Genomic DNA, 22,832 nt, shown 5'->3' with positions numbered 1-22,832 from the left:
CTAGATCCCGAAGCTGCCCTTCAACCCGTCGATCACATATTGCGCCGCGAGCGCCGCCAGCAGCACGCCGAGCAGGCGGGTGACGACCGCCTCGACCTGGTCGCCGAACAGGCGCATCAGCGGCCCCGCAGCGACCAGCGCCGCCATGGTGATCGCCAGCACCGTCACCAGCGCACCGAGCACCATCAGCTGATCCTCGAGTTCGCTCGCCTCGTTCATCAGCAGCATGATCGCGGCAATCGCCCCAGGGCCCGCCAGCATCGGCATCGCCATGGGGAAGACCGAAACATCCTCTACCTCCGAGGCGGCGATCTTCTCCGCCCGCTCCTCGCGTCGCTGGGTGCGCTTTTCGAACACCATCTCGAAGGCGATCCAGAACAGCATGAAGCCCCCGGCGATGCGAAAACTGTCGAGCTGGATATGCAGCGCGCCGAGCAATTGTTCGCCGAACAGCGCAAAGCCCAGCAGGATCGCCAAGGCGATCAGACTGGCGCGGATCGCCATATTGCGGCGTTCGGACGCGCTCGCATCCTTGGTCAGCCCGGCATAGATCGGCGCACAGCCGGGCGGATCGATCACCACGAACAGCGTGATGAAGGCGGAGACGAAGAGTTCGTTCATTGCGGGTCGACCCTGCCATCGGCGGTGACGGCGAAATCGAGTGCAGGCTCCCACACCCCGCCACGCCATTGTTGCGCCGCGAACATCCGGCGGCCATCGGCGCCCTGCACCCAGCGCCAGGCCAGCGACCCATCGCGCGAGAGGGCCCCGCCCGAGGCTCCTCCGCCGGCATCCGGCCATGCGGCGACAGTGGGCGATGCGCCCTCGGCACGGCAATCGGCGACTTCGCCCTGGATCATCGGGATCGCCTGGACGACGATGACGCTCTCGTCATCCTCGGGCGGGGGCTCGCGATCGCGGGTCTCGCGCTCGGTCAGCGCCGTATCGGGCGCGCCCATGTCATACGTCCAGCGATAGGTCCCGTCGCGTTGGCGTTCCCACACGGTGACGTAAAAACCCCAGCTGCCGTCCGGGTCGGCGAACTTGCCCTGGGTGACCGCCAGCTGCCCGTCGCAGCTCGACCAGATCGCGAGCGGGGTCCACTGGACCGGGACCGCCGGATCGCTCTGCCCGGCGAGAAAACCCGCCGCATCGATCACGCCATTGCGGCCATGGATCACTCCGCCATCGGCAAGGAAGCGGCGAAACGCGGTCCATTGCCCGTCCTCGCGCGCCGCGCGCGAGAAGGCGATCTCGGTGGCGGCCACGGTGCTGGGATTGGCGGTGTTGCGGACATCGCGCATGAAACCGTCGGAATAGCGCACCGGCGGGGGACCACCGGCGCAGCCGACTAGCGCGAGGCCGAGCAAGATTGCGATAGCCCGCTTCACAGCGCGCCCTCGGGCAGGTCGAGCCCCTCGTTGCGATAGGCCGCGACCAGCGTGTTCCTGAGCAGCACCGCGATAGTCATCGGTCCGACCCCGCCGGGCACCGGAGTGATCCCTCCCGCCACCTCGCTCGCGGGGCCGTAATCGACATCGCCGACCAGTCGGCCCTTCGCGTCGCTCTCGGCGGGGGGCAAGCGGTTGATGCCGACATCCACCACCGTCGCACCAGGCTTGAGCCAGTCGGCCTTGACCATCTCCGGTCGCCCGACCGCAGCGACGACGATATCGGCGCGGCGCACCACATCGGGCAGATCCTTCGTCCGGCTGTGCGCGATGGTGACGGTGGCGTTGGCATCGAGCAGCAGCTGCGCCATCGGTTTGCCGACGATGTTGGAGCGACCGATCACCACCGCCTCGAGCCCGGACAGGTCGCCCAGCCGGTCGGTCAGCAGCATCATGCAGCCCAGCGGCGTGCAGGGCACGAAGCCCGGCTGGCCGACCGCGAGCCGCCCGGCGTTGATGACGTGGAAGCCGTCGACATCCTTGTCCGGAGCGATCGCCGCGATCACCGCCTGCTCGTCGATATGCGCAGGGAGCGGCAGCTGGACGAGGATGCCGTCGACCGCGGGGTCGGCATTGAGCCGCTCGACCAGAGCCAGCAATTCGTCCTGCCCGACACCCGCCTCGAGCCGGTGCTCGAACCCGTTCATCTGCGCCTCGATCGTCGCCTTTCCCTTGCTGCGGACATAGACCTGGCTGGCCGGGTCTTCTCCCACCAGCACCACCGCCAGCCCCGGCTTGCGCCCGGCAGCCTTGGCGAACTCGGCCGCCAGCGCACCGACTCGCTCGCGCAAAGCAGCGGCGAAAGCCTTCCCGTCGATCCGTTCGGCCGCCATCGTCAGCCTCGCAGCAACGAGCCGAGGACGATGAGGATGATGTTGAGCAGGATGATCAGCACCAGCGGCGAGAAGTCGATCGTCCCGGTGCTGGGCAGCAGGTTGCGGATCGGGCGCAGCACCGGCTCGAGCAGGCGGTTGATCGAATTGTAGAAGCTGGAAAGGAATTCGTTCGAGCTGTTCACCACGTTGAAGGCAAACAGCAGGCCGATCACGAACTGGATGATGATCAGCATCACCAGCACATTGGTCAGCATCGCGATGATTTCGTAGATCGTGTAGAGCGCCTGCATCGTATTCCCGTCCGTTTGTGAGTGCGACCTGTCTTAGAGACGTAAGACGGCCTGCGCCAGACTCAAGTCCGGCTGCCCTGTGTCGTACCGCCGCCATTGGCGACTGTCCTGATCAGCGTGCCCGCGCCGCTGGCGGTGAAGAATTCGAGCAGCATCGCGTGCGGCACCCGCCCGTCGAGCACCACCGCCGCCTCGCAGCCCGCCTCGACCGCATCGACGCAGGTTTCCAGCTTGGGGATCATCCCGCCGCTGATGGTGCCGTCGGCGCGTAGCCCAGCGATATCGGCGGGGGTGAGATCGGACAGCAGATTGCCCTGCTTGTCGAGCACACCCGCGACATCGGTGAGCAGGAGCAGTCGCGCGGCACCCAGCGCGGATGCCAGTGCGCCCGCGAAGGTGTCGGCGTTGATGTTGTAGGTGTGCCCGTCCTCGCCCGCGCCGATCGGGGCGACCACCGGGATCATCCCGCTGGCGCTGACCGTGTCGATCACCGAGGTATCGACATGCGTCGGGCTGCCGACGAAGCCGAGATCGAGTGCCTGTTCGATCAGGCTGCCGGGATCCTTGCTGGTGCGGGTCAGCTTGGTCGCGGTGACGAGATTGCCGTCCTTGCCCGACAGCCCGATGGCACGGCCGCCGGCGCGGGCGATCCAGCCGACGAGTTGCTTGTTGATCGCGCCCGACAACACCATCTCGGCGATCTCGGCAGTGGCCTTGTCGGTCACCCGCAAGCCGTCGACGAAGCGGCTCTCGACCCCGAGCTTGGCCAGCATCGCGCCGATCTGCGGGCCGCCGCCATGGACCACCACCGGGTTGATCCCGACCGCTTTGAGCAACACGATATCGCTGGCGAATTCGCGCGCGGCCTTTTCGTCGCCCATGGCGTGGCCGCCGTATTTGACCACGAAGGTGCGCCCGGCGTAGCGCTGGAAATAAGGCAGCGCCTCGATCAGCACTTCCGCCTTGGCGTGGAGGTCGGTGGTGTTCATCTCGCCTTCGCTCATGGAAAACGCCTGCCCTCTGGTCGCTGGAAGGCAGGCGCTTAGCCAATGTCGGCCTCGCCGCAAAGGGGCGCGCCGCAATTACTCGGGCGCGGGCTCGGGAGACTCCACATCGAGATCGGTGTTGAGCCGTTCCTCGGTGGTGGTGGTCGCGTAGTCGGGGATGGTCTCGAGTTCCTCGTCGCCATCCGCATCGAAAACAAAGACAACCACCGCGACCGCCAGCAGGACGAGGGCGCCCACCCAGAACCAGCGGGTCGAGGGTTTGGAATCGGGGACGGGGTCGGTCATGTCTGTTCTCCTGTTGGTGCTGGTGTTGGTGATTCAATGGACGGCACCGCTGGCCGTTCCGGCCCGCTCCGGCCCGATCCGACCCGCTCTGGCCAAGGCCGACGCGCTGTGGCACCCCCTCGCCCCATGAACCGCATCTCCCTCAGCCTTGCCCTCGCCCCCGCCATGGCGCTCGCCGCCTGCGCGCACGGCGCTCCCGAAACCGCGACCTCGACCGCCGCACCGCAGGACGAATTCTGGGCTGCGCTGTCGAGCCATTGCGGCAAGGCCTATGCCGGCGGGCTGACCAGCAACGAGGCGCCCGACGCCGACATGCGGGGCATGGAAATGGCGATGCATGTCCGCGAGTGTTCGGACCAGCGGATCGCGATCCCCTTCCACATCCGCCAGGCCGACGGCAGCTGGAACCGCAGCCGCACCTGGCTGATCACCCGCACCGGCGCCAATGGATCGGGCGGCCTGCGCCTGAAGCACGACCACCGCCACGAGGATGGCAGCGAGGACGATGTGACCATGTATGGCGGCGACACCGCTGCGCCGGGCACCGCGCGGGTGCAGGACTTCCCCGTCGATGCCGAGAGCGTGGCACTGTTCGAGCGCGAGGGGCTCACCGTTTCGGTCACCAATGTCTGGCGGGTCGCGGTCGACCCGGCGGATGCGGAGGCGCCAGTATTCGCCTACCGGCTGATGCGCGAGGGCGCCAATGCGCGGAATTTCCGCGTCGAATTCGACCTCTCGCAGCCGATCCCCGCGCCGCCCGCGCCCTGGGGTCACGAATAGGCCGCGCAGGATGGAGCAGGTTTCGCCCGTGTAGGAAAACGGATTTTGGGCCGCACTGCAGCCCTTTGCGGGTCGCTGTTCTACAAGCCTTGGCAGCCGCGCGCGACCCGCCACTATAAGTTGCGAAATTCACACTGTTCTAAATCGACTGTTGCAATCATGGTGATAGGCGTTGCATGACGCCAATCTTCATGAGAAGCGGGCGGTGGGCACCAAGCCCCCCGCCTCAGAAGGAGTTTTCTATGCGTATTCGTACTGCCCTGACCGCAATGGCTGCCGCCGCTGCCGTCGCCGCAACCCCGCTCGCCGCCGCTCAGGCGCGCACCAGCATGCCCGTCGAAGGCGAGAGCGAAATGGGGGGCGTTTCCGCGCTCGCCGGCGTCGGCATCTTCATCGCACTCGTTACCGCGATCTACTTCATCGCCGATTCGGAAGACGATCCCGTCAGCCCGTAAGCTTGCGAGCGACAGGTTACCCGAAAGGCCTCGCTTCGGCGGGGCCTTTTTTTATGCGCGTGATTCGGGGTGATCGGGGCCGGCGCGCGCGCTTAATCCTTCGGTGAGACCTTGCGGGCCATGATGGCGCGATGTCGCGCCGATCCGCCAGTGTCCCGCCGTTTCACCGCCGCCGGAAAGCCGCGCGCTGGGGCAATGCGCTGCTGGTCGCCGCGCCGCTCGCCGCCTTCGCGCTGGTATTTATGTGGGACGGCCCGCCCGCCGGACTCGCCGCGGCGCTCGAGCTGCCGCGCGAGGAGATGCCGGGGCTTTCTGCACCCTCCACCGACCAGGAGACCGCGCGCTTCGACCGATGCGTCGGCGGCGACCGCGTCACCTGCATCGTCGATGGCGACACCATCTGGTACCGCGGCGAGAAGATCCGTATCGCCGATATCGATACACCCGAGGTCAGCCAGCCCGGCTGCGCGCGCGAAGCCGAGCTCGGCGAGGCGGCGACGCTGCGGATGCGCGCCCTGCTCAACGAGGGGCCGTTTACGCTGGAACCGCCAGAATCCGGGGACCGCGACCGCGACCGCGACCGCTACGACCGCCTGCTGCGCACTATCACCCGCGAAGGAGCGAGCCTGGGCGCGGTGCTGGTCAACGAGGGGCTGGCGGAGGAATGGCAGGGACGCCGGCGGGGGTGGTGTTGAGCCATTAACAGCGTTTTAAATCGCTCAGGCGCAGATTTCGCAAATGGGCCAGTGGCGCAAATCGTCGAAATGGAAGAGCGCGATGGTCGCTCAACTTCTCGCGCGCGATGGTCCCAACTGTTGGTTGTGCGCCTATCCCATGACGGACCCGCCCAAACGGCATAACAAACGGATCAGCCTGGAGCATCTGACGCCCCGGGTTCTGGGCGGAGGGGATGGTGCGGACAATCTCGTGCTGTGCCACCAGCACTGCAACGGTCACCTGCGCGATCACCCGCGAGAGAAAAAGCTGGTGATCAGGAAGAAGTGGCGCGCGGTTCACAAGGCGCGCCTTTCCTAATCACGCGCCCACCTTAAATTATGGGCTCCCCTCCTCGACTGTGAAGGTCAAAAAACGGCTCGCGCCAGAGGAAGGTGTAACTCGACGAACCAGGCCGCGTGTTAAATAGGGAAGATATCTACGGTGATTAGACGATCCTCGAAATACAGAACAGGTCTGCAATCTTCAGCAAGTGCCTTCCTGGACCCATCCGGAGCCACAGTTATGAATCGCCCCCCTGCGAGAAAGAGAAGTCGCTCCTCACCTCCACAAACCGTAGGTACGTCACCGAAAGAGTCATAGGCATGGTGCCTAGCGCTAAACCCCTCAGCATAAGCCCCCGCAGAAATCTGCAGAACTCCTATTAGAGCCATTAAGGTCGGCACCCTATACTTATCTGAAATCTCATTTTCTCTAAATAATCTAGAAATTATCCACGAAATTCCTAAGATTAGAGGGAATAAAAGACCAATAAGAAGTATTGGGCGATCGCTAAAATATGCCCAAATCTGGATAGCCGGAGCGATAAAAACTAGCATCAAGAAGAGAAAAGGAATCCGGGAATCTTCTAACTGCGGATGTAAGTTGAAATCTTCCCTTCCAACAATACGAAACGGCTTATCGATCATCCAAAGGTGGCTAAATAAAAAACCAGAAACGAAGAATATATAAAACGGCGCTATTCTACCTAGTCCGACATTAAGTATGTCAGACGCGGCGAATAGTCCGCTCGCTTCGCCACCAAACCCTCGGTAAAGAAAGTAGATATAGATATAACATAGGCCAAGGTGGACTATTGTGACGCCAGCGACGAGGCGTCCAATCATCACTCCGCCGCGACGCTCGCGCTGCTGCCCTCATCCCCAAACAGCCCCGGCCCGTCGTCCACGCTCACCTCTTCCTCGTTCGCCGCCTTGGCGCGCGAGTTGGAGCGCTTGTCGAAGCTCGACCACACATCCTGCCAATTGCCCGTGGTCGCGCCCTTGGAATATTCGGTGGAGCGGGTTTCGAAGAAGTTCGCGTGCTCGACGCCGTTCAAGAGCGGGGCGAGCCAGGGGAGCGGGTGGTCTTCCACCATATAGACCGGCTGCAGCCCGAGCTGCGACAGGCGCCAGTCGGCGATGTAGCGGATGTAGCGCTTGATCTCCTTGGCGGTCATGCCGTGGACCGGGCCCTGTTCGAACGCCAGGTCGATAAAGGCGTCTTCGAGCCGCACCGTCTTCTGGCACATGTCGATGATGTCTTCCTTGACCGCCTTGGTCAGGCAGCTGCGCTCCTCGCAGAAGGCGTGGAACAGCTTGATGATGCCTTCGCAATGCAGGCTCTCGTCGCGGACCGACCAGCTGACGATCTGGCCCATGCCCTTCATCTTGTTGAAGCGCGGGAAGTTCATCAGCATCGCGAAGCTGGCGAACAGCTGAAGCCCCTCGGTGAAACCGCCGAACATCGCCAGAGTGCGCGCGATGTCCTCGTCGGAGTCGACCCCGAACTGGTCGAGGAAATCGACCTTGGCCTTCATCTCCTCGTATTCGAGGAACATGCCGTATTCGCTCTCGGGCATGCCGATGGTGTCGAGCAGGTGACTGTAGGCGGCGATGTGCACCGTCTCCATATTGGAGAAGGCGGCGAGCATCATCTTGACCTCGGTCGGCTTGAACACGCGGCCGTATTTCTCGTGGTAGCAATCCTGCACCTCGATATCGGCCTGGGTGAAGAAGCGGAAAATCTGGGTGAGCAGGTTGCGCTCGTGATCGGAGAGCTTCTGCGCCCAGTCGCGGCAATCCTCGCCCAGCGGCACTTCCTCGGGCATCCAGTGGATCTGCTGCTGACGTTTCCAGAAGTCGTAGGCCCACGGGTATTCAAAGGGCTTGTAGGTCTTGCGGGCTTCGAGCAACGACATCTTGTGTGCCTCCGGTTTGGCGTGGGCGACTCATATAGGGAATCGCGCCCGGTTTTCGAAGCCAAAACTGGTCGATTCGGCGGGGATAAGCACCGGTCAAGCGAACAAAGCGGGAAAGCGCGCGGGAGCGCGTCGCGCGAGCCAAGGCGGGAAGCGGGGTTTTCCTGCGACGGGCCGCGGAACGGGCGGGTGCCGCGACCCGTTGGTGGTGTGAAGGAGACACACCATGGGACAGTACGAACCCGATGACAGCCGCAAGGTAACCCTCTCGAACGACAGCGCGCCGGGCGAACCCGAGCGCACCGGTCCACGAGAAGGCGAAACCCGCCAGCAGCAGGGCCAGCACCGGCAGGGCGACGCGCCCGGCAAGGCGCAGGCCGGCTATGGCAACAGCCGCGATGCCGATGGCAGGATGGAACAGGACGCCACGCCGGACGCAAAACCGGGCAGGTCCGCGAATGGCGATGAAGTCGTCGGCGAAACCTCCGCCGACCCTGCGCGCCAGGCCGAGGCCGACGCCAAACGCCCGCTCGGCGACGCCTGACCGGCTCGCAGTGGGCGCCACCTTACGAGCCGTTGCTGAGCGACGACGAACCGAGGAACGGAGTCCTCGCCCCACCCGTTGATAGGGTATAAGCAACGCAAAACACTGGAGAACTTTATGTTCGAGAAGATCCGCATCAAGGAACACATGGAAGTCGCCAACGCCAAGGGCCAGCATGTCGGCACCGTCGATGGCGTCCAGGACGACAAGATCAAGCTGACCAAGTCGGATGCCTCCGACAGCATGCACCACTTCCTGTCGCTGGATGACGTCGACAAGATCGACGACAACCGCATCTACCTGAAGGAAACCGCGGTCATTCCCGCGGGACTGGGCAACAAGGCGACGCAAGCCGCCTGACCGCGACACGATTTGAAACCACCGGTCCAGCGAATCGGCAGGTCATGAAAAACCCCGGCGCACCATGCGGTGCCGCCGGGGTTTTCGCGTGTGGGAGGCTATTCGCCGCCTGTTACTGGCAGGAGAGGCATTCCTCGTAATCGGTCTGCTCTTCCAGCCCGGCCATCAGCTCGATCTTGCTCGCATCGAGCGTGTTGTCCGCCTCGACCCCGCCCGCGAAGCCGGCGCGCTGCACGCTCTTCGAACGCAGGTAGTAGAGCGATTTGATGCCCTTCTCCCACGCCTGGAAGTGCAGCATCATCAGGTCCCATTTGTCGACATCGGCGGGGATGAAGAGGTTGAGGCTCTGCGCCTGGTCGATGAAGGGCGCGCGATCGGCGGCGAATTCGAGCAGCCAGCGCTGGTCGATCTCGAAGCTGGTCTTGAAGGTCGCCTTCTCCTCGACGCTGAGGAAATCGAGATGCTGGACCGAGCCGCCCTTCTCGAGGATCGAATTCCAGACATTGTTGGAATTCTTGCTCTTCTTGTCGAGAATCTTCTCCAGATAGGGATTCTTGACGATGAAGCTGCCCGACAGCGTCTTGTGGGTGTAGATATTGGCCGGGATCGGCTCGATGCAGGCGCTGGTGCCGCCGCAGATGATGCTGATCGAGGCGGTCGGGGCGATCGCCATCTTGCAGGAGAAGCGCTCCATCGCGCCGGTTTCCTCGGCATCGGGGCAGGGGCCGCGCTCCTTGGCGAGCACCATGCTGGCTTCCTCGGCCTTGGCGCTGATGTGCTTGAACATCTTGAGGTTCCACACCTTGGCCATCGGGCTCTCGAAGCCGATGCTCTTCTGCTGGAGGAAGGAGTGGTACCCCATCACCCCCATGCCGACGCTGCGCTCGCGCATCGCCGAATATTTGGCCCGCGCCATCTCTTCGGGAGCGCGGTCGATGTAATCCTGCAGGACGTTGTCGAGGAAGCGCATGACATCCTCGATGAACTGCTTGTCGCCCTGCCACTCGTCCCATTTTTCGAGGTTGAGCGAGGACAGGCAGCAGACCGCGGTGCGGTCGTTGCCGAGGTGGTCGCGGCCGGTAGGCAGCGTGATTTCCGAACACAGGTTCGACGTCGAGACCTTGAGCCCGAGCTCGCGGTGATGCTTGGGCATCATCCGGTTCACCGTGTCGGAGAAGACGATATAGGGCTCGCCCGTCGCCAGCCTGGTCTCCACCAGCTTCTGGAACAGCGCGCGTGCATCGATGGTCTTGCGCACCGAGCCGTCGCGCGGGCTGACCAGATTGAACTCGGCGCCGTCGCGGACCGCTTCCATGAATTCGTCGGTCAGCAGAACGCCGTGGTGCAGGTTCAAGGCCTTGCGGTTGAAATCGCCCGAGGCTTTGCGGATCTCGAGGAATTCCTCGATCTCGGGGTGGTTGACGTCGAGATAGCAGGCCGCCGAGCCGCGCCGCAGCGAGCCCTGCGAGATGGCGAGCGTGAGGCTGTCCATCACCCGGACGAAGGGGATGATGCCGCTGGTCTTGCCGTTGAGGCCGACCGGCTCGCCGATGCCGCGGACATGGCCCCAATAGGTGCCGATGCCGCCGCCCTTGCTGGCCAGCCAGACGTTCTCGTTCCAGGTGTTTACGATACCTTCGAGACTGTCGTCGACCGAGTTGAGATAGCAGGAGATCGGCAGCCCGCGGTGGGTGCCGCCATTGGACAGCACCGGGGTGGCCGGCATGAACCACAGCCGCGAGATGTAGTCGTAGAGCCGCTGTGCGTGCTCCTGATCGTCGGCATAGGCGTCGGCGACGCGGGCGAAGAGATCCTGATAGGTCTCGCCGGGCAGCAGGTAGCGATCGTTGAGCGTTTCCTTGCCGAATTCGGTCAGCTCCGAATCGCGCGCCGGATCGGTGAGAATCGTGAACCGCCGGTCGAGGATCTTCTTGCTGTCGTGTTCGGCTGCAGCCTCGGCCGCGTTGGCGGCATTGGCCTTGGCGGCCTGCGCCAGCGCGCCGGCCACGGCACGCGCGGCACCATCCTCGATCAGGGCTTCGCTACCACTATCGCTTCGTTCCATTTCGACCGCTTTTCCCGATGCCTTGGCATCGCTTGTGTTGGTGGGAGCCTGCGCGTCCTCGATATTCGTCTCGAGTTCCTGGGTCTCGCTATCGAGGTTCATCGCGCCATCGTTCCCGTTTCTGAAATCCATTGCAGTCCCACCATTTCTTGCTGCGGAGGGGACTGGCCCGTTCCGCTTGTGTTCGACTCGGCGGGAGGTCCCTGCCTAGCAGTTCGGGACCGCCGGGGTATGAAAACTTATCCCCGTCTTGTCCCCAATCCGCGTCTTGGCCGGGCATCATCCGATATGGGTGCTGCACCGTGCCATCGCTAGGTCTTGTGGGTCCCCCCCGTATTCCAACCACTAGATAGTGAATCGGAACCGAGGCGCGCGCAAGAGGGTGAATAGCGATTTAACACCGCCTGCGGCTGGAGACCCCGGCTGTATTGTCCGGGTGCAACGCCGCGACGCGTGGACCAAGCTGGAGTTTGCCCGGGCGCAAGACCCAAAATGAATCCGTGAAAAAATTTTTGCGGGCAAAAGCGCTTTGTGCGGCGCTTGAAGCGATCGAATCGGCGCCGGCAATTTTCGAACCCCGTCTCGCCGCGCAATGGCCGCGGACGGGGCCTCGATCACTCCGCGTCGCCGATCCGCTCGCCGGGAAGTTCCTGCCCGCCCTGGCGAATCGTCAGCCCGGTCACCGCATCGGCATCCTCGACCATCGTCACCGCAGCGCCCACCTCCTCGATGGCGAATTCGCCATCGCCGGTGGGCACCAGCGCGAAGGCGGGCTGGCTCTCGAGCTTGATCGTCAGCACGCCGTCCTCGCGCACAGCCAGCACCGCGACCCCCACGGGCGTCCGGTAGCTGCCCCGATAGCGTTCGAGCGTAGCGCGCGGAATTTCGACCGTGTCGGGGAGCGAGCCGCTGCGCAGCGCGATCTCCGCCACTTCCGCCCCGCCCTGGTGCATCGCCATCACGGGGATACCGTCATCGCCAAGGCGGAGCGCAAACCAGTTTAGACTGTCGGGACCGTAGAAGAATCGGCCCTCGCCCGCGGCGAAGACCTCGGAGCGCCGCGCGCCGCTGCGGATGGTGTAGAGCTGCCCGTCGCGGGCGAAGAACTGGCGGGTGACGCCCGGAGAGATTTCGTAGACGCCGAAGAAAGGCTCCAGCGCGGCGAGGTCGGGGGTGGTTGCGGTGAATTGGGGATGGGGATCGCCAAGCACGAGCGCAGCGATTCGCGCCATGGTCGTCCCCGGCCCGACGGGTGGCGTATCCGAATTGGCGAGGACGGCGACGAAGAGATCCTCCTGCGGGAGATAGACGCTGTCGGTCACGAAGCCGAAGATTCCGCCGCTGTGGCCTATCGCCGGGCGCCCGCGAATCTCGCTGTTGCCCAGACCGAAGCCATAGGGGCTGTCCTCGCCGCCGGGTATTGCGGTGGGGGCGATCATCATCGCGTAATGCTCGCGGTCGAGCACTTCGCCGCCGTGCAGCGCGGCGTTCCAGCGCGCCAGATCGCCGACCGTACCGCTCAACGAGCCCGCGGGACCGGGCACGCTGGGGTGGATCGCCTGCGAGGCACCGAAGCGATCCTCGCCCTCGTCCGAATAGCCGGTGGCGAAACCCGGAGTGGCGCTTTCGTCGGTGCGGTAGCCGAGCGAGGTCAGCCCAAGCGGGCGGGCGATTCGCGCATCGACCGCCTCGTACCAGGGCGCGCCGGTCACCCGTTCGATGATCGCGCCCAGGATGATATACGCGCTGTTGTTGTAGGCGAAGGCCTCGCCCGGCGCGAAATCCACCGGCTGATCGGCGAATTCGGCGATCAGTTCGGAGGTGGTGAAGGCGCGCGCGGTGTTGGCCTCGACCATCCAGCCTGGCATGCCGGTGTAGGACTTGATCCCCGAAGTGTGGTTGAGAAGCTGGCGCAGCGTCGCCTCGCCGCCCGCGCCGGGATAGTCGGGCAACATGTCGGACAGGCTATCGTCGAGCGACAGGCTGCCCTCCTGGACCAGCTGGAGGATGACGGCGGCGGTGAACTGCTTGGTGATCGAGGCATAGCGGAAGCGGGTGTCGGCGGCGATCGGAGCGCCGCTCGCCCCCTCTTCGCGCGCCTTGGCGGCGATCCCGCGTCCGCCGCTGTAGACCAGCTCGCCAGCGCGGGTAACGACCACCGCGACGCCCGGTTCATCGGCCGGGTAGCTGCGCTCGACCAGCGCCGCGATGCGCTCGGCCAGTGCGGCATCGGCCTGCGGTGCGGGCGCAGGCTCGCCCGCTGCCGCGAGTGCGGGCGACGCGATCGCTGCGGTGCAGGTCATCAGAGCGAGGGTTGAAAGGCGGCTGAACATCGAAACTACTCCCATGTGGCGCTATGCTTGCCTAACACAGCAAGCCGCCTTTGCAAGCCGGTCAGGCCCCGCGCGCATGCCCCGCGATTTCATCCGCCAGATCGTCGACCAGTTCGAGCGGGAGGTCGTGGCCCCAGCCGGGGATCGTCCGGATACGCGCGCCGGGAATGGTCGCGGCGGTGTCGCGGCCGCCCTCGACCGGGACCAGCGGGTCCGCTTCGCCGTGGAGCACCAGCGTGGGGAGATCGATCTTCTCCAGCATCTTGCGGCGGTCGCCATCGTGGAGGATCGCCGCGAGATGCCGCGTCGGGCCTTCGGGGTAGAGGCTGCGGGTGATCGAGGCCTGGCTTCGTTCGCGCAGCCGCTCCTCGGGAGACGGGTAGCCGGGCGAGCCGATCGTGCGCGCGAGATGGATGCCATGCTCCACCAGCACCGCTTCCTCGCTGCTTTCGGGGCGCTTGGTCAGCGCCTCGAGCGCTTCCTTCTTCGCCGCGGGCAGCTTGGGGTTGCCGGTGGTGGAGAAGATCGTGGTCAGCGACAGGCAGCGGTCTGGATGGCGCGCGGCGACGTGTTGCGCGATCATCCCGCCCATGCTCGCGCCCACGATATGCGCCTTGGCGATGCCCAGTGCGTCGAGCAGGCCCACCCCGTCATCAGCCAGATCGGCCAGCGTATAGGGGACCTTGGGTTTCAGCCCGATCTTGCCCATCAGCACCTGCCGCGCGGGGCCGGGCGGTTTGTGGCCGGTGAATTTCTGGCTCAGCCCGACATCGCGATTGTCGTAGCGGATCACGCGGAAGCCGCGGTTCGCCAGCCCCTCGACCAGCTCGTCGGGCCACAGCGTCAGCTGCGCGCCGAACCCCATGATCAGCAGCATCGCCGGGTTTGCCGGATCGCCCTGCTCTTCGTAATGGAGTTCGACGCCGTTCGCGGTCACTTTGGGCAAAGCTGCCTCCCTGTTTCGGATTTATGGTTTTGCGGCGCCAATACGCCGCATCAAGGAGACATTGTCCATGCTTAACATCCTCGGCGCCATCGTGAGCGGGCTTGTGGTCGGCGCGCTGGCGCGGTTGTTCTACCCCGGCGCGGTCGAGATGGGCTGGATCGCCACCATCCTGCTCGGGGTGGGAGGATCGCTGCTCGCCGGGCTGGCGTTCCATCGCGGGCGCGGCGGTTTCCATCGCGCGGGCTGCCTTAGCAGCATCCTGGGCGCGATGGCGCTGATCCTGATCGGGCGGATGGTCGACTGGCAGGCGCTGGGCGTCGATTTCGGGGGGCTCGGCCTCTAGCCCGCGCCGCACGCCTCGCTTCCCGCCTTAAGGTATCAGCACCGTGTCGCGCGCCACCGGGTCGGTCTGCGGGTGGTCGAGGATGAAATGCAGGCCCCGGCTTTCCTCGCGGGCGAGCGCACTGCGGACGATCAGGTTCGCCGCCTCGAGCAGATTGCGCAATTCGATGAGATCGGTGGTGACGCGGAAGCTGCCGTAATAATCCTCCACTTCCTTGCGCAGCAGGTCGATACGGTTGGCGGCGCGTTCGAGCCGCTTGGTGGTGCGCACGATCCCGACATAGTTCCACATGAAGCGGCGGATCTCGGTCCAGTTCTGCTTGATGACCACCTCCTCGTCCGAATCGGTGACCTGGGTGTCGTCCCATTCGCGGATTGCGGGCGGATCTTTCATCTGGTCCCAATTGGCGAGGATATCGCGCGCCGCCGCCTCGCCGAAGACGAAGCATTCGAGCAGCGAGTTGGAGGCCAGCCGGTTCGCACCGTGCAAGCCGCTCTCGGTGCATTCGCCCGCTGCCCACAGGCCCGGCAGATCGGTCCGCGCCGCGAGATCGACCACCACTCCGCCGCAAGTGTAATGCTGCGCCGGGACCACCGGGATCGGCTCGCTGGTCATGTCGATCCCCAACCCCGAAAGCTTCTCGTCGATGGTGGGGAAATGCTCGCGGACGAATTCGGCCGGCTGGTGGCTGATGTCGAGATGGACGTAGTCGAGCCCGAAGCGCTTGATCTCGGAATCGATCGCGCGGGCGACCACATCGCGCGGGGCGAGCTCCATCCGTTCGGGGTCGTAGAACTCCATGAAGCGCTTGCCGGTCCGAGGGTTGAACAATCGCCCGCCCTCGCCGCGCACCGCCTCGGTGATGAGGAAGTTCTTGACCTCGAGATTGTAGAGGCAGGTCGGGTGGAACTGCATCATCTCCATGTTGGAGACCCGCGCGCCCGCGCGCCAGGCCATGGCGATGCCATCGCCGGTGGCGCCGCGCGGGGCGGTCGAGAAGCGGTAGCAGCGCCCCGCGCCGCCCGCGGCGAGCACGGTGGCGCGCGCGACATGCGCCTCGACCCTGCCGGTCGCCTCTTCGAGCGCATAGGCGCCCCAGACATGGCCATCGCCCGAGAACTGCTCGCCGTTGCGCCCGGTGATCAGGTCGATGCAGGCGCGCCCGGGAAGCATGGTGATATTGGGATTGGCCTCCGCGGCCTTGAGCAGCGCCTCCTGCACCGCCCAGCCGGTGGCGTCGTCGACATGGACGATGCGGCGGTGGCTGTGCCCGCCCTCGCGGGTGAGGTGGAGATCGCCCCCCAGATCATCGGCGCCGCGGTTGAAGGGCACGCCAAGCTCGCGAAGCCGGTCGATGCTGCGCGGCGCGCGCTCGATGACGAATTCGACCGTCTCGATGTCGTTGAGCCCCGCGCCCGCCACCATGGTGTCGCGGATGTGATCCTCGAAGGTGTCGCCGGCATCGAGCACCGCGGCGATGCCGCCTTGCGCCCAGGCGGTCGACCCGCCGTCGAGCGAGCCCTTGGCGAGGACCAGCACCTTGCGCTCCTCCGCCAGCGCCAGCGCCGCGGTCAGCCCCGCCGCGCCGGAGCCGATGATGAGGACGTCGTGCGAATATTCGGAAATGCTCATGCCGCCTCATGCCCACCCCCGGCCCCTCCCGCAAGCAGGAGGGGGGGAAGGACCTCACCCCCCGCCGGTCAGGCTGACGAAGACATCCTCTAGATCGGCTTCGCGGGTGGTGACGTCCTGGATGGCGTAGCCATGGCTCTGCACCAGCGCGAGCACCTGGCCCGCGGTGGTGGCGTCGCGGTCGTAGGTGATGTCGAGCCGGCGGCTCTCGACCACCTCGGCCTTGAGGAAGCTGTCCTCCATCGGCGGGCCGGCGAGATCCTTGTCGACCGTCACCGAAACGATCTTCTCGCGCGCCATGCCTATCAGCTCCTGCGTCGGCTTGTTGGCGATCAGCTCGCCATGGTTGATGATCGCGATCCGGTCGCACAATTGCTCGGCTTCCTCGAGGTAATGCGTGGTCAGCACCACCGTCACCCCTTGCGCGTTGAGCCCGGTGACCAGCTCCCACAATTGCCGACGTAGCTCGACATCGACCCCGGCGGTGGGCTCGTCGAGCACCAGGATCGGCGGCGAATGGACCATCGCCTTGGCGATCAGCAGCCGCCGCTTCATGCCCCCCGACAACGTGCGCGCATAGGCGTCGCGCTTGTCCCACAGATGCACCGCCCGCAGCAGTTCCTCGCTGCGGCGCTCGGCCTTGGGAACACCGTAGAAACCGGCCTGGTTCTCGAGCACCTCGAAGGGGGTGAAGAACGGATCGAAGACGATTTCCTGCGGCACGATTCCGATCGCGCGCTTGGCGTTGCGGCGGTTGCGATCGATATCGAACCCCCAGATCTCGGCGCTGCCGCCGGTCTTGTCGACCAGCCCGGCAAGGATGTTGATCAGCGTCGACTTGCCCGCGCCGTTGGGGCCGAGCAGGCCGAAGATGCCGCCCTGCGGCACGTCGAAGCTGACCCCCTTGAGCGCCTGCTTGCCCTCGCCCGCCTCGCCCTTGCCGGGGGCGTAGCGTTTGGCGAGATTGTCGATGCGGATCGCGGGGGGTGATGCCATGCAGCGGCGGTTAGGTAGCCGCGCGGCACAAGGCAAGCGGCAGGCGCAGTCGCCCGCAAACGACTGCGGCGTTGCGCAGGGGCCGCGCAGCCTCTATCGGCTCGCTGCATGAGCATCGCACCGCCCGAAACCATCCTCGTCGACCTGGCCCGCGTCTGGTGCGACGGCGCCAGCGACATTCGCGGCGGCGCGAACTTCCGACCCGCCGCGTTGGGCCATCCCAAGATCTATCTCGAGATCGACGAGCACGGCTATGTCGACTGCGGCTATTGCGATCGCCGCTTCGTGCTGCGCGGCGGCCCGGCGGATGGTGCGGACCAGGCGAGCCTTCTCGACATTTCCGAAGGCGCCGACCCCGGCCATCGTTAAGCGGCACCGCTGAGCGGGTGACGGACGCCGCGACCTTTCGCCGCGCCCGTCGAACGCCTACATGGGTGGGATGAACCAGACCACCGACCCGCACGCGCTGCTCTACGGCACCTCGCTCTCCCCCGACGAAGCCAAGTCGCTGACCGCGAAGCTGCTGTCGTCCTGCGACGATGGCGAGCTTTACCTGCAGTTCCTCGCCTCGGAATCCTTCGCCTTCGACGACGGCCGTCTGAAGACCGCAGATTACAGCCGCGATTCGGGTTTCGGCCTGCGCGGCGTCTCGGGCGAGATGACCGGCTTCGCACATGCCAACGAGATCAGCGCCGCTGCGATCGCCCGCGCGGGCGAGACGCTGCAATTGCTCGACGCCACCAAAACCCCGCTGGCCGCGCCGCCGCAGCGCAGCAACCGCCACCTCTACACCGCCGACAGCCCGCTCGATGCGGTGCCCTTTGCCGAAAAGGTCGCGCTGCTCGAAAAGATCGACGCGGTGGCGCGCGCCAGGGACCCGCGCGTCGCGCAGGTCACCGCCAGCCTCTCGGCGAGCTGGAGCGCGATCGAAATCGTCCGCCCCGACGGCTTCGTCGCGCGCGACATCCGCCCTCTGGTGCGGCTCAACATCGCCATCGTCGCCGAAGCCAATGGCCGCCGCGAGACCGGCAGCTTCGGGATGGGCGGGCGCTATCTCTACGACCGGCTGTTCGATGAAGGTCAGTGGATGCGCGGCATCGACGAGGCGGTGCGCCAGGCGCTGGTCAATCTCGACAGCGTCGCCGCGCCTGCGGGCGAGACTATGGTGCTGCTCGGCCCGGGCTGGCCGGGTATCCTGCTCCACGAAGCGATCGGCCACGGGCTGGAAGGCGATTTCAACCGCAAGGGCACCAGCGCCTTCTCGGGCCGGATCGGCGAGCGCGTCGCCGCGCCCGGCGTCACCGTGGTCGACGACGGCTCGATCGCCGAACGGCGCGGATCGCTCAGCATCGACGACGAGGGCACCCCAACGCGCGAGACCGTGCTGATCGAGGACGGCGTGCTCAAGGGCTATATGCAGGACCGGCTCAACGCCCGTCTGATGGGGGTCGAGGCGACCGGCAACGGCCGCCGCGAGAATTACCAGCACGCGCCCATGCCGCGAATGACCAACACCTTCATGCGCGCCGGCGCGGACGATCCCGCCGAACTGCTTTCGCGGGTCAAGGACGGGATCTACGCCACCGCTTTCGGCGGCGGGCAGGTCGATATCGTCTCGGGCAAGTTCGTCTTCGCCTGCACCGAGGCCTACAAGGTCGAGAATGGCAAGATCGTCGCCCCGATCAAGGGCGCGACGCTGATAGGCGACGGGCCCTCGGTGCTCACCCGCGTCAGCGGCATCGGCAACGATCTCGCGCTCGACGAGGGCGTGGGCGTCTGTGGCAAGGCGGGGCAGAGCGTGCCTGCGGGCGTGGGCCAGCCGACGCTGCTGATCGACGGGCTGACGGTGGGCGGCACCGGCTGAGTGGACCGCCTTGGCGGGACGGCATTGGCAGGACTCGACGCGCGTCGCTCATCGCCGGTTCAGCGGATTTCTGATAGGCAGGGATGAAAAGGAGACTCGTTATGAACAAGCTTTCCGCACTCGCCGCCGCATCGGCCGCGCTAACCCTTCTGGCCGCACCGGCCACCGCCGAAGAACGCCCCAGGGGCGAAGCCAAGCTGGCGCAGATGCTCGAAGGCCGCGTCGCGGGTGAGCCGCAAAGCTGCATCCGGCTGATGGGCAACGACCGGCTGACCATCATCGACGGTACCGCAGTCGTCGCCAAGCACGGCGACACCATTTGGGTCAACCGTACCAAGAACCCGGCTTCGCTGGACGACGACGATCGGATGACGATCCGCAAGTTCAGCGCCTCGCAGCTGTGCCGGCTCGACCAGGTGACCACTTTCGACCGCTACGGCGATTACTACACCGGCAATATCCTCCTCGAGGATTTCGTGCCCTATCGCCGCGAAGGCTGATTAACCGCAATGGCGCTGACCGGGCGCCCCTGGGCCGCCGACCTGCTTTATGTCTGGTTCCACGAAATGGGACCCAAAGACTGGTTCGGCGGCTCTGAAGCAGTCGACCTTTTGTTGAAGGACCGCTTCAAGCGCTGGCTTCACGCGTTGGGGGGGCGACCAGCCGCCGAATTCCTACGTGATCCCGGCACCGCGCGTGCCGCCATCCTGCTGTTCGACCAGATCCCGCGCAATCTCTATCGCGGCAGCGCGCAGGCCTTCGCTTGGGACCCGCTCGCGCTGGCGCTCGCCCACAGCGTGTTGGCGCGCGGCTGGCACCGGGGGCTGGCGCAGGAGGCGAAACAGTTCCTGCTCATGCCGCTGATGCACAGCGAGGCGATCGCCGACCAGCGGCTGAGCCTCGCGCTGTTTGCGCGCCATGCTCCCGATTCGCTGTCCTTCGCACGCTCGCACCACCGGATGATCGCGCGCTTCGGGCGCTATCCGCATCGCAACGCAGTGCTGGGGCGGACAAGCTCGCCCGCCGAACTGCGCGCGATCGATGCGGGCTTCAGCTGGTAGGGCCAGGCGCGGCGCTCAACCCTTGGGTTTGAGCAGCCTCTCGGGGCGGATGCGTTGCGCCTCGCCGAACAGGCCGTAGGTCTGATTGACGTAATTCGAGACATCGATGATCGAATCGAGATATTTCTCGAGCTCGTCGGTCATTTCCTGCTCGACCAGCCGGACATGGGCGGAAGGATTCTCGGTTTCGAAATGGACGTAGAACCACGGGTCGCCGCGTTTCAGCACCAGCGGCTTGGAGAGATCGTACCATTCGAAAGCCCAGGCCAGCGGGCGTGGCCAGATATGGATCGGAAAGCGGCCCCCCATCGCCAGCCCGGGCCGCTGCTCGGGGAACCAGTGCAGATAGGGCGGCGACTGGACGACATAGCAGGGATCGTCCGCGACGAAGACATAGGGCGCGGTGAACTGCAGGATCGGGCGCTCGGGATGGCGCCATTCGTTCTGCGGCTGCAGCTGGAACAGATTGGCGCGGCCCTGCGGACGCATCTTCGACGCCTCGCCATCGGCATCGGTGAGCTGCAATCCCCCTTGCGCGTTGCGGGTAAACGCCAGCGTCAGATCGACCGGACAGGAAATGACATAATGCCGCCGGTCGAAATCGATCGCCGCCGGGCAGACCTGGATCGACTTCGCGCTCGTGGCCTTGGGATCGCTGCGCGAGAAGCTCTTGGGCGCGGCCCAGATCGCATTGCCTTGCGCGAAGCGAACGGTCCATCCGACCGTGACATTGCGCTTCCTGCCGCGCCCCTCGGCTTCCGCCGCACCGGCATCGTCGGCAAAATAATCGTCCCAGCTCATGTGTCCCCCATCATGTTCCTGACCTATTGCAGGCACAGATCGTTCAGAATCGGCGCGTGTGCAAGGCTTGCGACCGGGTCGGAACGCCGCACCGATGCAATGGGTTCACGAGAGAACCCCACAAGGAGACTTCCCCGATGACCGCCAATCCGCACGGCTACACGCTCAACCACACCATGCTGCGGGTCAAGGACCCGGAGAAGAGCCTCGAATTCTACTGCGGGGTGCTGGGCATGACGCTGCTGCGCAAGGCCGATATCGAGGCGGGCGAGTTCTCGCTCTATTTCCTCGGCTTCACCAGCAGCGACGACGAGGTGCCCGCAGGCGACGCCGATGCCACGGAATACGTCTTCTCGCGCCAGGGCGTGCTCGAACTCACGCACAATTGGGGCACCGAGGAGGAAGACGGCCCGGTCTATCACGACGGCAATTCCGCGCCGCAGGGCTTTGGCCATATCGCGCTCGACGTCCCCGATCTCGCTGCCGCGGTCGCGCATTTCGACAAGCACGGGGTCGAATTCCAGAAGCGCCCCGAGGACGGGATGATGAAGCACATCGCCTTCATCAAGGACCCCGACGGCTATTGGGTCGAGATCTTCAGCGCGCGCAGCATGGCGGGTCGCTAGGCGCCGGCCGGGGGCGCGGAATCGGTCCGCGCCTGCCCGGTCCTGCACAGCGCCTGCGCGGGGCAGGCCGGGCAGTCCAGATCGCTCGGGCGGCAGGTGCTCTGCCCGACCTTCTTTATCAGCAGGTGATGCTCGTCGTAATCGGCGGCGCTCCATTCGGGCGGCATCGCGGGCATGATCGCCGCATAGGCGCGCGCGGTGTCGGCCTTTGGCGGCACCAGCCCCATCCGCTGCAGGATGCGGGTGTGATGCCCGTCAAGCACCAGCGCCTTGCGGTCGAGCGTGCTGGCGTTGACGACCCCGGCGGCGATCTTGCGCCCGACGCCGGGCAGCGTCTCGAGCCAGACCAGTGCTGCTGGTGTGTCGAGCGGTTCGAGATGCGCCAGATCGACCGCGCCGCGCTCCGCCACCACCGCCTGCAGCGCGCGCTTGAGCCGCTCCGCCGCGACATTGGGACAGGTCTGCGTCGCCAGCAATTCGCGCAGCTCATCGAGCGGCGCATCGGCGACCGCTTCCCATGTCCCGTAGCGCGCTATCAACCGGTCTGTCGCGGCGTTGGAGATGGGGGATTTGGTCCGCGCGCCGATCAGCCCCTGCACCAGCACCCATTCGGGCCGCCGCCACTGCGCCGCCGCACGCTCGATCCGCCCGAAGCGCTGGACCAGCAGCGGCTGCAACAGCCGCAGCGTCTCGATGCGCGGATCGGGGCCGAGGGGGAGTTGCATCCGGTATAAGTAGGCACCGCTATTCGGTGTTGCCACCACGCAGTATGACGGGCACATTTTGCGACCATGAAGCGAAATGCATCATTGGGCGATCTGGTCGCTATGTCGGGTGTGGGAGCAGCAACCTGCGGCGCCTCTATTGGCCTTGGCTTTGGCCTTTGGTTGCTCGCAGGTGCCGGTTTTGTGGAGACCGGCGTGACTGTAATATTTACACCATTGATGGGGGCCGCAATCGGCCTTCTTATTGGATGGATCCCAGCGTTTGTTGTCGGTGCGCCCATCGTAAAAATATTTGGTGCAGGACCATGGCAATGTGCGCTCGCCGGTTATGTGGCAAGCTCCGCTTTTTTAATCGTCGGGACGTGGCCAAATTGGCCCACCTTCGACGCACCTACAGTTATAACAACCATACTGTTCCTGTTCGGCGGGATATCGGGAGGCCTGCTTGCGTGGAGATTCGTCATCCGAGGACCGAATTTTGCCAAGCCGTATTAAGTGTAATGCGCCTCCGATCCGCT

Annotated in this window: 29 protein-coding genes; 14 read left to right on the top strand and 15 right to left on the bottom strand. The window is 65.2% G+C overall.

Features of this window, described 5'->3' with window-relative positions; genetic code table 11:
* From ACWIKC_RS01160 to ACWIKC_RS01135, 6 genes are all read right to left on the bottom strand, one after another.
* Positions 1-621: a MarC family protein gene (locus tag ACWIKC_RS01160; RefSeq protein WP_454598315.1), complete on the bottom strand. Its 621-nt coding sequence runs from the start codon at positions 619-621 to the stop codon at positions 1-3.
* Positions 618-1,325: a hypothetical protein gene (locus ACWIKC_RS01155; protein ID WP_454598314.1), complete on the bottom strand. Its 708-nt coding sequence runs from the start codon at positions 1,323-1,325 to the stop codon at positions 618-620. The genes ACWIKC_RS01160 and ACWIKC_RS01155 overlap by 4 nt, the downstream gene beginning before the upstream one ends.
* Positions 1,326-1,387: 62 nt before the next feature.
* A complete protein-coding gene (folD, locus tag ACWIKC_RS01150; protein ID WP_454598313.1) occupies positions 1,388-2,284 on the bottom strand; it encodes a bifunctional methylenetetrahydrofolate dehydrogenase/methenyltetrahydrofolate cyclohydrolase FolD in 897 nt (298 codons plus the stop codon).
* Positions 2,285-2,286: 2 nt separating this feature from the next.
* A complete protein-coding gene (locus tag ACWIKC_RS01145; protein ID WP_454598312.1) occupies positions 2,287-2,577 on the bottom strand; it encodes a YggT family protein in 291 nt (96 codons plus the stop codon).
* Positions 2,578-2,639: 62 nt separating this feature from the next.
* Entirely contained in the window at positions 2,640-3,581 is a 942-nt protein-coding gene (gene argB / locus ACWIKC_RS01140) for an acetylglutamate kinase (protein WP_454598311.1), read from the bottom strand.
* A 78-nt stretch (positions 3,582-3,659) separates the two neighbouring features.
* On the bottom strand, positions 3,660-3,869 hold the full coding sequence (locus ACWIKC_RS01135) for a hypothetical protein (RefSeq protein ID WP_454598310.1): 210 nt from the start codon (positions 3,867-3,869) through the stop codon (positions 3,660-3,662).
* Between ACWIKC_RS01135 and ACWIKC_RS01130 the strand changes: the two genes are divergently transcribed.
* The 5 genes from ACWIKC_RS01130 to ACWIKC_RS01110 all read left to right on the top strand — a co-directional run bounded on the left by ACWIKC_RS01130 (position 3,868) and on the right by ACWIKC_RS01110 (position 6,139).
* Positions 3,868-3,999 (top strand): hypothetical protein, encoded by a 132-nt coding sequence (locus ACWIKC_RS01130; protein WP_454598309.1) that lies wholly within the window; start codon positions 3,868-3,870, stop codon positions 3,997-3,999. The genes ACWIKC_RS01135 and ACWIKC_RS01130 overlap by 2 nt on opposite strands.
* Positions 3,996-4,649 (top strand): hypothetical protein, encoded by a 654-nt coding sequence (locus ACWIKC_RS01125; protein WP_454598308.1) that lies wholly within the window; start codon positions 3,996-3,998, stop codon positions 4,647-4,649. Before ACWIKC_RS01130 ends, ACWIKC_RS01125 begins: the two co-directional genes overlap by 4 nt.
* A gap of 242 nt (positions 4,650-4,891) precedes the next feature.
* A complete protein-coding gene (locus ACWIKC_RS01120; RefSeq protein WP_454598307.1) occupies positions 4,892-5,104 on the top strand; it encodes a hypothetical protein in 213 nt (70 codons plus the stop codon).
* A gap of 131 nt (positions 5,105-5,235) precedes the next feature.
* Positions 5,236-5,799 (top strand): thermonuclease family protein, encoded by a 564-nt coding sequence (locus tag ACWIKC_RS01115; protein ID WP_454598306.1) that lies wholly within the window; start codon positions 5,236-5,238, stop codon positions 5,797-5,799.
* A gap of 43 nt (positions 5,800-5,842) precedes the next feature.
* The gene (locus ACWIKC_RS01110) at positions 5,843-6,139 is read left to right on the top strand and encodes an HNH endonuclease (RefSeq protein ID WP_454598305.1); all 297 of its coding nucleotides are present in this window, start codon (positions 5,843-5,845) and stop codon (positions 6,137-6,139) included.
* A 101-nt stretch (positions 6,140-6,240) separates the two neighbouring features.
* Here the strand turns inward: ACWIKC_RS01110 and ACWIKC_RS01105 are convergent, their stop codons facing one another.
* A complete protein-coding gene (locus ACWIKC_RS01105; protein ID WP_454598304.1) occupies positions 6,241-6,747 on the bottom strand; it encodes a hypothetical protein in 507 nt (168 codons plus the stop codon).
* Positions 6,748-6,944: 197 nt separating this feature from the next.
* On the bottom strand, positions 6,945-8,018 hold the full coding sequence (locus ACWIKC_RS01100; protein WP_454598303.1) for a ribonucleotide-diphosphate reductase subunit beta: 1,074 nt from the start codon (positions 8,016-8,018) through the stop codon (positions 6,945-6,947).
* Between the two features lie 226 nt (positions 8,019-8,244).
* Between ACWIKC_RS01100 and ACWIKC_RS01095 the strand changes: the two genes are divergently transcribed.
* Both ACWIKC_RS01095 and ACWIKC_RS01090 read left to right on the top strand, forming a co-directional pair.
* Positions 8,245-8,562, top strand: coding sequence for a hypothetical protein (locus tag ACWIKC_RS01095; protein WP_454598302.1), 318 nt, complete (start codon positions 8,245-8,247; stop codon positions 8,560-8,562).
* 117 nt (positions 8,563-8,679) lie between these two features.
* On the top strand, positions 8,680-8,922 hold the full coding sequence (locus ACWIKC_RS01090; RefSeq protein ID WP_454598301.1) for a DUF2171 domain-containing protein: 243 nt from the start codon (positions 8,680-8,682) through the stop codon (positions 8,920-8,922).
* Positions 8,923-9,034: 112 nt separating this feature from the next.
* Here the strand turns inward: ACWIKC_RS01090 and ACWIKC_RS01085 are convergent, their stop codons facing one another.
* The 3 genes from ACWIKC_RS01085 to ACWIKC_RS01075 form a co-directional block, all read right to left on the bottom strand.
* Complete coding sequence (locus tag ACWIKC_RS01085; RefSeq protein WP_454598300.1) at positions 9,035-11,119, bottom strand: ribonucleoside-diphosphate reductase subunit alpha; 2,085 nt, start codon at positions 11,117-11,119, stop codon at positions 9,035-9,037.
* Positions 11,120-11,601: 482 nt separating this feature from the next.
* The gene (locus tag ACWIKC_RS01080; RefSeq protein WP_454598299.1) at positions 11,602-13,290 is read right to left on the bottom strand and encodes a serine hydrolase domain-containing protein; all 1,689 of its coding nucleotides are present in this window, start codon (positions 13,288-13,290) and stop codon (positions 11,602-11,604) included.
* Between the two features lie 91 nt (positions 13,291-13,381).
* Entirely contained in the window at positions 13,382-14,257 is an 876-nt protein-coding gene (locus tag ACWIKC_RS01075; RefSeq protein ID WP_454599521.1) for an alpha/beta fold hydrolase, read from the bottom strand.
* 76 nt (positions 14,258-14,333) lie between these two features.
* Here ACWIKC_RS01075 and ACWIKC_RS01070 point away from each other — a divergent pair, with 76 nt between their 5' ends.
* Positions 14,334-14,609, top strand: a complete 276-nt coding sequence (locus ACWIKC_RS01070; protein ID WP_454598298.1) for a GlsB/YeaQ/YmgE family stress response membrane protein — start codon at positions 14,334-14,336, stop codon at positions 14,607-14,609.
* Positions 14,610-14,636: 27 nt separating this feature from the next.
* Here the strand turns inward: ACWIKC_RS01070 and nadB are convergent, their stop codons facing one another.
* Both nadB and ACWIKC_RS01060 read right to left on the bottom strand, forming a co-directional pair.
* The gene (gene nadB / locus ACWIKC_RS01065; protein ID WP_454598297.1) at positions 14,637-16,241 is read right to left on the bottom strand and encodes an L-aspartate oxidase; all 1,605 of its coding nucleotides are present in this window, start codon (positions 16,239-16,241) and stop codon (positions 14,637-14,639) included.
* 54 nt (positions 16,242-16,295) lie between these two features.
* A complete protein-coding gene (locus tag ACWIKC_RS01060) occupies positions 16,296-17,237 on the bottom strand; it encodes an ABC transporter ATP-binding protein (protein ID WP_454598296.1) in 942 nt (313 codons plus the stop codon).
* Between the two features lie 108 nt (positions 17,238-17,345).
* On the opposite strand from ACWIKC_RS01060, the gene ACWIKC_RS01055 reads away from it, so the two are divergent.
* From ACWIKC_RS01055 to ACWIKC_RS01040, 4 genes are all read left to right on the top strand, one after another.
* A complete protein-coding gene (locus ACWIKC_RS01055) occupies positions 17,346-17,606 on the top strand; it encodes a zinc-finger domain-containing protein (RefSeq protein WP_454598295.1) in 261 nt (86 codons plus the stop codon).
* A gap of 70 nt (positions 17,607-17,676) precedes the next feature.
* Positions 17,677-19,101, top strand: coding sequence for a metalloprotease TldD (gene tldD, locus ACWIKC_RS01050; RefSeq protein ID WP_454598294.1), 1,425 nt, complete (start codon positions 17,677-17,679; stop codon positions 19,099-19,101).
* Between the two features lie 101 nt (positions 19,102-19,202).
* Positions 19,203-19,601, top strand: coding sequence for a hypothetical protein (locus ACWIKC_RS01045; RefSeq protein ID WP_454598293.1), 399 nt, complete (start codon positions 19,203-19,205; stop codon positions 19,599-19,601).
* A 9-nt stretch (positions 19,602-19,610) separates the two neighbouring features.
* Positions 19,611-20,162, top strand: coding sequence for a DUF924 family protein (locus ACWIKC_RS01040; RefSeq protein WP_454598292.1), 552 nt, complete (start codon positions 19,611-19,613; stop codon positions 20,160-20,162).
* A 15-nt stretch (positions 20,163-20,177) separates the two neighbouring features.
* On the opposite strand, the gene ACWIKC_RS01035 is transcribed toward ACWIKC_RS01040, so the two are convergent.
* Positions 20,178-20,963 (bottom strand): hypothetical protein, encoded by a 786-nt coding sequence (locus tag ACWIKC_RS01035; protein WP_454598291.1) that lies wholly within the window; start codon positions 20,961-20,963, stop codon positions 20,178-20,180.
* A gap of 137 nt (positions 20,964-21,100) precedes the next feature.
* On the opposite strand from ACWIKC_RS01035, the gene gloA reads away from it, so the two are divergent.
* The gene (gloA, locus tag ACWIKC_RS01030) at positions 21,101-21,589 is read left to right on the top strand and encodes a lactoylglutathione lyase (RefSeq protein WP_454598290.1); all 489 of its coding nucleotides are present in this window, start codon (positions 21,101-21,103) and stop codon (positions 21,587-21,589) included.
* Here the strand turns inward: gloA and ACWIKC_RS01025 are convergent.
* A complete protein-coding gene (locus ACWIKC_RS01025; protein ID WP_454598289.1) occupies positions 21,586-22,314 on the bottom strand; it encodes an endonuclease III domain-containing protein in 729 nt (242 codons plus the stop codon). The two genes, gloA and ACWIKC_RS01025, sit on opposite strands and share 4 nt — an antisense overlap.
* Before the next feature lie 66 nt (positions 22,315-22,380).
* Between ACWIKC_RS01025 and ACWIKC_RS01020 the strand changes: the two genes are divergently transcribed.
* On the top strand, positions 22,381-22,809 hold the full coding sequence (locus ACWIKC_RS01020; RefSeq protein WP_454598288.1) for a hypothetical protein: 429 nt from the start codon (positions 22,381-22,383) through the stop codon (positions 22,807-22,809).
* The last annotated feature ends 23 nt before the right edge of the window (positions 22,810-22,832 follow it).

This window comes from Qipengyuania sp. SM2507 (assembly GCF_053714505.1).
This window is presented reverse-complemented; position numbering and strand designations above follow the sequence as displayed.

Coding starts and splice junctions, on each gene's coding strand:
- ACWIKC_RS01160 (WP_454598315.1), bottom strand. CDS start 621: ATGAACGAACTCTTCGTCTCCGCCTTCATCACGCTGTTCGTGGTGATC.
- folD (WP_454598313.1), bottom strand. CDS start 2,284: ATGGCGGCCGAACGGATCGACGGGAAGGCTTTCGCCGCTGCTTTGCGC.
- ACWIKC_RS01145 (WP_454598312.1), bottom strand. CDS start 2,577: ATGCAGGCGCTCTACACGATCTACGAAATCATCGCGATGCTGACCAAT.
- argB (WP_454598311.1), bottom strand. CDS start 3,581: ATGAGCGAAGGCGAGATGAACACCACCGACCTCCACGCCAAGGCGGAA.
- ACWIKC_RS01130 (WP_454598309.1), top strand. CDS start 3,868: ATGTCTGTTCTCCTGTTGGTGCTGGTGTTGGTGATTCAATGGACGGCA.
- ACWIKC_RS01135 (WP_454598310.1), bottom strand. CDS start 3,869: ATGACCGACCCCGTCCCCGATTCCAAACCCTCGACCCGCTGGTTCTGG.
- ACWIKC_RS01125 (WP_454598308.1), top strand. CDS start 3,996: ATGAACCGCATCTCCCTCAGCCTTGCCCTCGCCCCCGCCATGGCGCTC.
- ACWIKC_RS01120 (WP_454598307.1), top strand. CDS start 4,892: ATGCGTATTCGTACTGCCCTGACCGCAATGGCTGCCGCCGCTGCCGTC.
- ACWIKC_RS01115 (WP_454598306.1), top strand. CDS start 5,236: ATGTCGCGCCGATCCGCCAGTGTCCCGCCGTTTCACCGCCGCCGGAAA.
- ACWIKC_RS01110 (WP_454598305.1), top strand. CDS start 5,843: ATGGGCCAGTGGCGCAAATCGTCGAAATGGAAGAGCGCGATGGTCGCT.
- ACWIKC_RS01105 (WP_454598304.1), bottom strand. CDS start 6,747: ATGATCGATAAGCCGTTTCGTATTGTTGGAAGGGAAGATTTCAACTTA.
- ACWIKC_RS01100 (WP_454598303.1), bottom strand. CDS start 8,018: ATGTCGTTGCTCGAAGCCCGCAAGACCTACAAGCCCTTTGAATACCCG.
- ACWIKC_RS01095 (WP_454598302.1), top strand. CDS start 8,245: ATGGGACAGTACGAACCCGATGACAGCCGCAAGGTAACCCTCTCGAAC.
- ACWIKC_RS01090 (WP_454598301.1), top strand. CDS start 8,680: ATGTTCGAGAAGATCCGCATCAAGGAACACATGGAAGTCGCCAACGCC.
- ACWIKC_RS01085 (WP_454598300.1), bottom strand. CDS start 11,119: ATGGATTTCAGAAACGGGAACGATGGCGCGATGAACCTCGATAGCGAG.
- ACWIKC_RS01080 (WP_454598299.1), bottom strand. CDS start 13,290: ATGACCTGCACCGCAGCGATCGCGTCGCCCGCACTCGCGGCAGCGGGC.
- ACWIKC_RS01070 (WP_454598298.1), top strand. CDS start 14,334: ATGCTTAACATCCTCGGCGCCATCGTGAGCGGGCTTGTGGTCGGCGCG.
- nadB (WP_454598297.1), bottom strand. CDS start 16,241: ATGAGCATTTCCGAATATTCGCACGACGTCCTCATCATCGGCTCCGGC.
- ACWIKC_RS01060 (WP_454598296.1), bottom strand. CDS start 17,237: ATGGCATCACCCCCCGCGATCCGCATCGACAATCTCGCCAAACGCTAC.
- ACWIKC_RS01055 (WP_454598295.1), top strand. CDS start 17,346: ATGAGCATCGCACCGCCCGAAACCATCCTCGTCGACCTGGCCCGCGTC.
- tldD (WP_454598294.1), top strand. CDS start 17,677: ATGAACCAGACCACCGACCCGCACGCGCTGCTCTACGGCACCTCGCTC.
- ACWIKC_RS01045 (WP_454598293.1), top strand. CDS start 19,203: ATGAACAAGCTTTCCGCACTCGCCGCCGCATCGGCCGCGCTAACCCTT.
- ACWIKC_RS01040 (WP_454598292.1), top strand. CDS start 19,611: ATGGCGCTGACCGGGCGCCCCTGGGCCGCCGACCTGCTTTATGTCTGG.
- ACWIKC_RS01035 (WP_454598291.1), bottom strand. CDS start 20,963: ATGAGCTGGGACGATTATTTTGCCGACGATGCCGGTGCGGCGGAAGCC.
- gloA (WP_454598290.1), top strand. CDS start 21,101: ATGACCGCCAATCCGCACGGCTACACGCTCAACCACACCATGCTGCGG.
- ACWIKC_RS01025 (WP_454598289.1), bottom strand. CDS start 22,314: ATGCAACTCCCCCTCGGCCCCGATCCGCGCATCGAGACGCTGCGGCTG.
- ACWIKC_RS01020 (WP_454598288.1), top strand. CDS start 22,381: ATGAAGCGAAATGCATCATTGGGCGATCTGGTCGCTATGTCGGGTGTG.